We start from the raw sequence: 7,023 nt of genomic DNA, 5'->3' as shown, positions 1-7,023 counted from the left end.
CGAGGCGAGCATCGCCCGCCGCGAACAGGCCGCGGCGCTGCGCAAGGCCGGCGCCCTCGGCGTGCAGACCGACGGCCGGCCGAGCAAGAAGCAGCGCCGGCAGATCCAGCACTTCAACGAACAGCAGGACGGCGGCCTGCGTCATCCCTGGGCGGACGAGGAGTAGGGGCTTAGGGTCGATATGGCGCAGCCTTGTCCACCGCCCGGTCAGGCGGCGCGATGGCGGACAAGCCTGCGGCATGTCCGCCCCACGCTAGATGTGGGCGCCCGTCGCTGTTGCTCGGCCCTTATCGCCCTTGCGCGACACCCGGGCCTTGGTTGTCCGGGCATTTGTGCATAAAATCGCCAGCCTTTTTTGCAGACCCAGGCAGGCCAGCCCGCTATGACCGATTTCAGCCAACGCTTTCTCTTCGACGACACCGACGTGCGCGGCGAGATGGTTGCCCTGCGCGAGAGCTACGCCCATGTGCTGGCCAAGCACGCCTACCCGCAGCCGGTGGCGCAACTGCTCGGCGAACTGATGGCCGCCGCCGCCCTGCTGGTCGGCACCCTCAAGTTCGACGGCCTGCTGGTGCTGCAGGCGCGCTCCGAGGGGCCCGTGTCGCTGCTGATGGTGGAGTGCTCCAGTGCCCGCGAACTGCGCGGCATCGCCCGTTACGACGGCGAGCGGGTCACGGCCGACGCCGACCTGCACGCCCTGATGCCCGACGGCGTGCTGGCGATCACCATCGACCCGGCCAAGGGCCAGCGCTACCAGGGCATCGTCGCCCTCGACGGCGTCGACCTGGCCGAGTGCCTGTCCAACTACTTCGCCAGTTCCGAGCAGCTGCCCACCCGCTTCTGGCTCAAGGCCGACGGCCAGCGCGCCCGCGGCTTGCTGCTGCAGCAGCTGCCGCCGCATCAGCAGATCGAGCCGGAGGCGCGTCAGGAAAGCTGGAACCACCTGCTGACCCTGGCCGACACCCTGTCCGCCGAGGAGCTGCTCGGCCTGGACAACCCGACCCTGCTGCACCGTCTCTACCACCAGGAGACCGTGCGCCTGTTCGACGAGCAGGCGCTGCAGTTCCGCTGCAGCTGCTCGCGCGAGCGCTCGGCCAGCGCCCTGGTCAGCCTCGGCCAGAGCGACGCCGAGCTGCTGCTCGGCGAGCAGGGCGGCAAGGTGGTGATCGACTGCCAGTTCTGCAACGAGCGCTACGCCTTCGACGCCGCCGACATCGCCCAGCTGTTCGCCGGCGGCGGCAGCGAGGCGCCGTCGCAGACCCGTCATTGATGAACTTTTCTGGGCGATAGCCGCTCTCTATCGGATCGGAGGCTGCCAAGCAGTTCGCTTTTCTGGCATACTCCCGCGACTTTTTTACCGCTGTAGTGCAGTTGCCCCTGTACTACACAACGTTCGGAAGACTCGGCCAGCGGCCGACGGGGACCCTCATGACGCAAGCCAACACCGCCGTGTACACCGACATCAGCGCCGCGCAACTGGTCGAAGAAGCCATCCGCCGTGGCGAAGGCGAACTGGCCGCCAACGGCTCGCTGGTGGTCCGCACCGGCCACCGTACCGGTCGCTCGCCGGCTGACCGTTTCATCGTTCAGGAGCCGAGCAGCGAGGCGCAGATCGCCTGGGGCGCGATCAACCGTCCGTTCCCGGCCGACAAGTTCGATGCCCTGTGGGACCGCGTCGAGGCGTTCAACAACGCCCAGGATCATTTCGTTTCCCACGTGCACGTCGGCTCCGCCGAAGCGCACTACCTGGCGGTCAAGATGACCACCGCCACCGCCTGGCAGAACCTGTTCGGCCGCTGCCTGTTCATCGAGCCGGAAACCTACAACCCGGCGGGCAAGACCGAGTGGCAGATCCTCAACGTCGCCAACTTCGAGTGCGTGCCTGAGCGCGACGGCACCAACTCCGACGGCTGCGTGATCATCAACTTCGCCGCCAAGAAGGTACTGATCGCCGGCATGCGCTACGCCGGCGAGATGAAGAAGGCCATGTTCAGCGTGCAGAACTTCCTGCTGCCGGAAGCCGACGTGCTGCCGATGCACTGCGCCGCCAACATCGGCGAGGAAGGCGACGTCACCCTGTTCTTCGGCCTGTCCGGCACCGGCAAGACCACCCTGTCGGCCGACGAGTCGCGCTACCTGATCGGCGACGACGAGCACGGCTGGGGCGAGGGCGTGGTGTTCAACATCGAGGGTGGCTGCTACGCCAAGTGCATCGACCTGTCGGAGAAGAACGAGCCGGTGATCTGGAAGGCCATCCAGTTCGGCGCCGTGCTGGAAAACGTGGTGCTCGACGAGAACCGTATCCCGGATTACGCCGACGACAGCCTGACCCAGAACAGCCGCGCCGCCTACCCGCTGACCCACGTCGAGAAGCGCAGCGAGCGGAACCTCGGCGGCGAGCCGAACGCGGTGATCTTCCTCACCTGCGACCTGACCGGCGTACTGCCGCCGGTGTCGATCCTCAACGAGGAACAGGCCGCCTACCACTTCCTCTCCGGCTACACCGCGCTGGTCGGTTCCACCGAGATGGGCAGCGGCGCCGGCATCAAGTCGACCTTCTCCACCTGCTTCGGCGCGCCGTTCTTCCCGCGCCCGGCCGGCGTCTACGCCGAGCTGCTGATCAAGCGGATCAAGGCCTTCGGCTCCAAGGTCTACCTGGTCAACACCGGCTGGACCGGCGGCGGCTATGGCGTCGGCAAGCGTTTCAGCATCCCCACCACCCGTGGTGTGATCGCCGCGATCCAGAGCGGTGCGCTGATCGGCACCGAGACCGAGCAACTGCCGATCATCAACCTCAACGTGCCGAAGTCGGTACCGGGTGTCGAGACCAACCTGCTCAACCCGCGCAACACCTGGGCAGACCAGAACGCCTACGACGAAGCCGCCAAGGCCCTGGCCAAGCTGTTCATCGACAACTTCCAGAAGTTCGACGTCAGCGACGCCATCAAGAACGCCGGCCCGCAGCTCTAAGCTCGCACCGCGCTACGACAAGGCCGCCTTCGGGCGGCTTTGTCATTTCCGGGTAGGGTGCGCCGCGCGCACCGGTTCTCCACGGGACTCTGTCGGTGCGCATGGCGCACCCTACCGAACCGCGTTATGGTCATGGGCCATTCGGCGGTCAATGGAGTGACGGCTTATGTCCACCCTCAAACGCGTCTTCGGTTTCGATCAGCTGCGCCCCGGCCAGGAGCAGGTGGTCAGCGCCGTGCTCGCCGGTCGCTCGGCGGCGGCGATCTTTCCCACCGGCTCGGGCAAGTCGCTGTGCTACCAGCTGCCGGCATTGCACCTGCCCCATCTCACCCTGGTGATCTCGCCGCTGCTGGCGCTGATGCAGGATCAGCTGGCCTTCCTCCACGCCCGCGGCATCGCGGCGGCCAGCATCGACTCGGCGCAAAGCCGCGAACAGGCCAGTGCGGTCATGGCCAGGGCCAAGGCCGGCGAGCTGAAGATCCTGATGATCTCGGTGGAGCGCCTGAAGAACGAGCGCTTCCGCCATTTCATCGCCCAGGTGCCGATCTCCCTGCTGGTGGTCGACGAGGCCCACTGCATCTCCGAATGGGGCCACAACTTCCGCCCCGACTACCTCAAGCTGCCCGACTACCAGCGGCAGTTCGGCATCGCCCAGGTGCTGCTGCTCACCGCCACGGCGACGCCCAAGGTGATCGCCGACATGCGCGAGAAATTCGCCATCGCCGAAGCGGACGTGGTCACCACCGGCTTCTACCGGCCCAACCTCAACCTGCTGGTCGAGCCGGTGGCAGGCAGCGCCAAGCTGCGCCGTCTGCAGGACTGGCTGACGCCGCGGCGCGAGCAGGCCAGCATCGTCTACGTCACCCAGCAGAAGACCGCCGAGCAGGTCGCCGAGCGCCTGGCGCGCGACGGTCTGGCGGTCAGCGCCTACCACGCCGGCATGGCGCACGAGGTGCGTGAGTCGATCCAGCGCCGTTTCATGGCCGGCGAGCTGCAGTGCATCGTCGCCACCATCGCCTTCGGCATGGGCATCGACAAGCGCGATATCCGCAACGTGGTGCATTTCGACCTGCCGAAATCCATCGAGAACTACAGCCAGGAGATCGGACGCGCCGGCCGCGACGGCCAGGCCTCGGATTGCCTGGTGCTGGCTAACCGCGACAGCCTCAGCGTGCTGGAGAACTTCGTCTACGGCGATACCCCGGAGCTGGCCGGGATTCGCCGCGTGCTCGACGAGCTGCACGCGGTCGGCATGGGCGGGCAGTGGGAGCTGATGCTGGGCCAGCTGGCCGAACAGAGCAATATCCGCGCGTTGCCGCTGAAGACCCTGCTGGTGCAGCTGGAGCTGCGCGGCATCATCGCGCCGCGCTACGCCTACTTCGCCGAATACCGCTTCAAGCTGCTGCTGGACGAAGCGGCGCTGCTGGCGCAGTTCGACGGCGAACGACGCCGGTTCGTCGAGGCGATTCTCTCCGGCTCGCGCCGGGCGCGCACCTGGTTCACCCTGGATTTCGATGCGCTGTATCGCGACCACGGCGCCGAGCGCGCGCGGGTGATCAAGGCGCTGGACTACCTTCAGGAGAAGGGCTGGGTCGAGCTGGAAAGCAAGCAGATGACCGAGGTCTATGCCCTGCTGGACGCCGAATTCGACCCCGTCGTCCTGGCCGAGCAGCTGCACGGCCATTTCCGCGCCCACGAGGCCAGCGAGATCGCCCGTATCCAGGCCATGCTCGCCCTGTTCGAGAGCCGCGACTGCCTGAGCCGGCGCCTGGCGCTGTACTTCGGCGACGCCCAGGCGCCCGAGCGCTGCGGGCATTGTTCGGTGTGCCGGGGCCGCATCGCTATCTTGCCGGCGCCGCCAGACCGGCCGCCGCTAAGCGGGCGCGATGCGCAGGCGCTGTGTGCGGCCTTTAGCGAAACGCACCTGCAGCACGCCGGACAGATGCCGAGCCGCGAATGCCTGACGCGCTTTCTCTGCGGCGTGACCACGCCGCTGCTGACCAAGCTCAAGGCGCGGCAGCTGGCCGGCTTCGCCGCGCTGGAGGATTATCCCTACGCCGAGGTACGCGACTGGTTGGCGATGTAGGGTGGACATGGCGCAGCCTTGTCCACCGCCGGGCCTAGCGATTGCGTTGCCCCTCGTTTAGCGTCCAGTCCACCAGCTCCTGGGCCAGGCGATCGCCGGCCTGGCCGAAGGCGGCGACCACCGCCGGTACCGAGCTATCGCTGGCCGGCTGGGTCGCGCTGAAGCGGCGGCTGGCGAGGATGCGCTGGTCGCGCGCATCGACCAGGCGCACGTCGAGCTGGATCAGCGCCTCGGGCCGCTCGCCCTGGTACTGGCTGTGGAAGGCGCGCAGCTCGCTGACCAGTTCCAGGTCGGCCTGCAGGCGCTGCGCGTCGCTGCTCAGCGCGCGGATGCGGCCGTCGTCGTGGAAGGCGTCGAGCAGGCGCGCCTGCAGCAGCTGTGGGGTGCGCTCGCTCCAGCGCACGCCCTGGTAGGTGTTGACCCGCTCCGGCTCGGGCAGCACGACGATGCGCGTGCCGTCGAGCAGCTGATTGCTGCTGGGACTATTGATCCGCAGCGCCCAGTCGACCCGTTGAGTCTGGGCCGGCAGTTGCGCCGCCGGCAGCAGGTAGACGTCCAGCGGCTCGCTCTGCGGCAGGATCGAGCAGGCGCCGAGCAGGCCGGCGGCCAGCAGCAGGGGCAGAGGCTTCATGGTTGGAACTCCTTGATGCTGTCGTTGCGCAGCAGGTAGCCGGTGGGGTCCCGTTCCAGGCGCTGGGAGAAGCTGCGCAGGGCGCCGAGGGTGTCGCGCAGCTCGCCGATCGCCGGGCCCAGTTCGCCGAGGCCCTGCAGGCCGCTGTCCAGCGCGCTGCGATTGCTTTCCAGCAACTGCTCGATGCTGCGGCTGCTGCGCTCCAGCGAGGCCATCAGGCGCTCGGCGTTGTCCAGGGCCTGGCTGCCCTGGCCGTCGAGCAGGCGGTTGGCGGTGCGCATCAGTTCGGCCGCCTCGCGGGTGGCGGCACCGGCCTGCTGCAGGGCGGCGCTGAGTTCGTCGCGCTGGCCGGCGAGGCCGGCGCTGGCCTGTTCCAGGTTGTCCAGGGTGCGTGCCACGCGCTCGGCGTTCTCCCGCGAGAGCATGCGGTTGGCGCGGTTGAGCAGGCGGGTGATGTTGACCACCAGGTCCTCGCCGTTGGCCATCAGCCGGGACAGCGGCGAGCGGTCGGCGATGATGATGCCCGGTTGGCCGTTCTCGCCTCGCAGCGGCGGGCTTTCCGGGCTGCCGCCGTGCAGCTGGATCACCGCCAGGCCGGTGATGCCGGTGATCGACAGGCGCGCGCGGGTGTCCTGCTTGATCGGCGTGTGGCCGACGATGCGGATGCGTGCGCGCACGGTGCGCGGGTCGTCCGGGTCGAGGCCGAGGCTGATCACGTCGCCGACCTTGATCCCGCTGTACTGCACCGCGCTACCCTGCGACAGGCCGCTGACCGCCTCGTTGAAGATCACCTCGTAATCGGTGAAGGCGCGCTCGGCGCCGGCCTTGTTCAGCCACAGGGCGAACAGCAGCGCGGCGCCCAGCGTGAGCACGGTGAACAGGCCGATCAGCACGTGATGGGCTCTGGGTTCCATTCATCCACTCCCTGCCGCGGTGGCGGCCTGTGCGGCCGCGCGTCCACGCGGGCCGTGAAAATATTGCTGAATCCAGGCGTCGTCGGTGGCGGCCACCACCTCCAGGCGGTCGGCCACCAGCACCTTCTTCTGCGCCAGCACGGCGACCCGATCGCAGATGCTGTACAGCGTATCCAGATCGTGGGTGACCAGAAACACGCTCAGGCCCAGGCTGTCGCAGAGGGTGCGGATCAGCTGGTCGAAGGCCGCCGCGCCGATGGGATCGAGGCCGGCGGTGGGCTCGTCGAGAAACAGGATGTCCGGGTCCAGCGCCAGGGCGCGGGCCAGAGCGGCGCGCTTGACCATGCCGCCGGACAGCGAACTGGGGTATTTGTCGGCGGCGTCCTGCGGCAGGCCGGCGAGGGCGATCTTGACCCGCGCCA

Annotated in this window: 6 protein-coding genes and 1 pseudogene; 4 read left to right on the top strand and 3 right to left on the bottom strand. The window is 68.1% G+C overall.

Annotation, left to right across the window (positions count from 1 at the left end; translation table 11 throughout):
- From N878_RS29500 to N878_RS09700, 4 genes and pseudogenes are all read left to right on the top strand, one after another.
- Positions 1 to 166 (top strand): annotated as a pseudogene (locus N878_RS29500) (RNA-binding protein); the annotation flags it as partial.
- Positions 167 to 382: 216 nt separating this feature from the next.
- Positions 383 to 1,270, top strand: coding sequence for an Hsp33 family molecular chaperone HslO (gene hslO / locus N878_RS09710; protein WP_021443471.1), 888 nt, complete (start codon positions 383 to 385; stop codon positions 1,268 to 1,270).
- A gap of 158 nt (positions 1,271 to 1,428) precedes the next feature.
- Positions 1,429 to 2,970: a phosphoenolpyruvate carboxykinase gene (locus tag N878_RS09705; RefSeq protein WP_021443470.1), complete on the top strand. Its 1,542-nt coding sequence runs from the start codon at positions 1,429 to 1,431 to the stop codon at positions 2,968 to 2,970.
- Between the two features lie 166 nt (positions 2,971 to 3,136).
- The gene (locus N878_RS09700; protein ID WP_021443469.1) at positions 3,137 to 5,056 is read left to right on the top strand and encodes an ATP-dependent DNA helicase RecQ; all 1,920 of its coding nucleotides are present in this window, start codon (positions 3,137 to 3,139) and stop codon (positions 5,054 to 5,056) included.
- Positions 5,057 to 5,090: 34 nt separating this feature from the next.
- Here N878_RS09700 and N878_RS09695 read toward each other — a convergent pair whose 3' ends face one another.
- The 3 genes from N878_RS09695 to N878_RS09685 form a co-directional block, all read right to left on the bottom strand.
- Positions 5,091 to 5,687 carry an ABC-type transport auxiliary lipoprotein family protein gene (locus N878_RS09695; RefSeq protein ID WP_021443468.1) on the bottom strand — a complete coding sequence of 199 codons (597 nt, stop codon included), beginning with the start codon at positions 5,685 to 5,687 and terminating at the stop codon, positions 5,091 to 5,093.
- Entirely contained in the window at positions 5,684 to 6,601 is a 918-nt protein-coding gene (locus N878_RS09690) for an MlaD family protein (RefSeq protein ID WP_021443467.1), read from the bottom strand. The genes N878_RS09695 and N878_RS09690 overlap by 4 nt, the downstream gene beginning before the upstream one ends.
- On the bottom strand, positions 6,602 to 7,023 hold a 422-nt coding region (locus N878_RS09685), incomplete at its 5' end, for an ATP-binding cassette domain-containing protein (RefSeq protein WP_021443466.1).

The organism is Pseudomonas sp. EGD-AK9 (genome assembly GCF_000465935.2).
In the GTDB taxonomy this organism is placed as follows: Bacteria; Pseudomonadota; Gammaproteobacteria; order Pseudomonadales; family Pseudomonadaceae; genus Aquipseudomonas.
Note: the sequence above shows the minus strand (reverse complement) of the source record. Positions and strands in the feature narration are given on the sequence as shown.

Bases quoted from the DNA above. Each gene is read 5' to 3' on its own strand.
- hslO (WP_021443471.1), top strand. From the start codon at position 383: ATGACCGATTTCAGCCAACGCTTTCTCTTCGACGACACCGACGTGCGC.
- N878_RS09705 (WP_021443470.1), top strand. From the start codon at position 1,429: ATGACGCAAGCCAACACCGCCGTGTACACCGACATCAGCGCCGCGCAA.
- N878_RS09700 (WP_021443469.1), top strand. From the start codon at position 3,137: ATGTCCACCCTCAAACGCGTCTTCGGTTTCGATCAGCTGCGCCCCGGC.
- N878_RS09695 (WP_021443468.1), bottom strand. From the start codon at position 5,687: ATGAAGCCTCTGCCCCTGCTGCTGGCCGCCGGCCTGCTCGGCGCCTGC.
- N878_RS09690 (WP_021443467.1), bottom strand. From the start codon at position 6,601: ATGGAACCCAGAGCCCATCACGTGCTGATCGGCCTGTTCACCGTGCTC.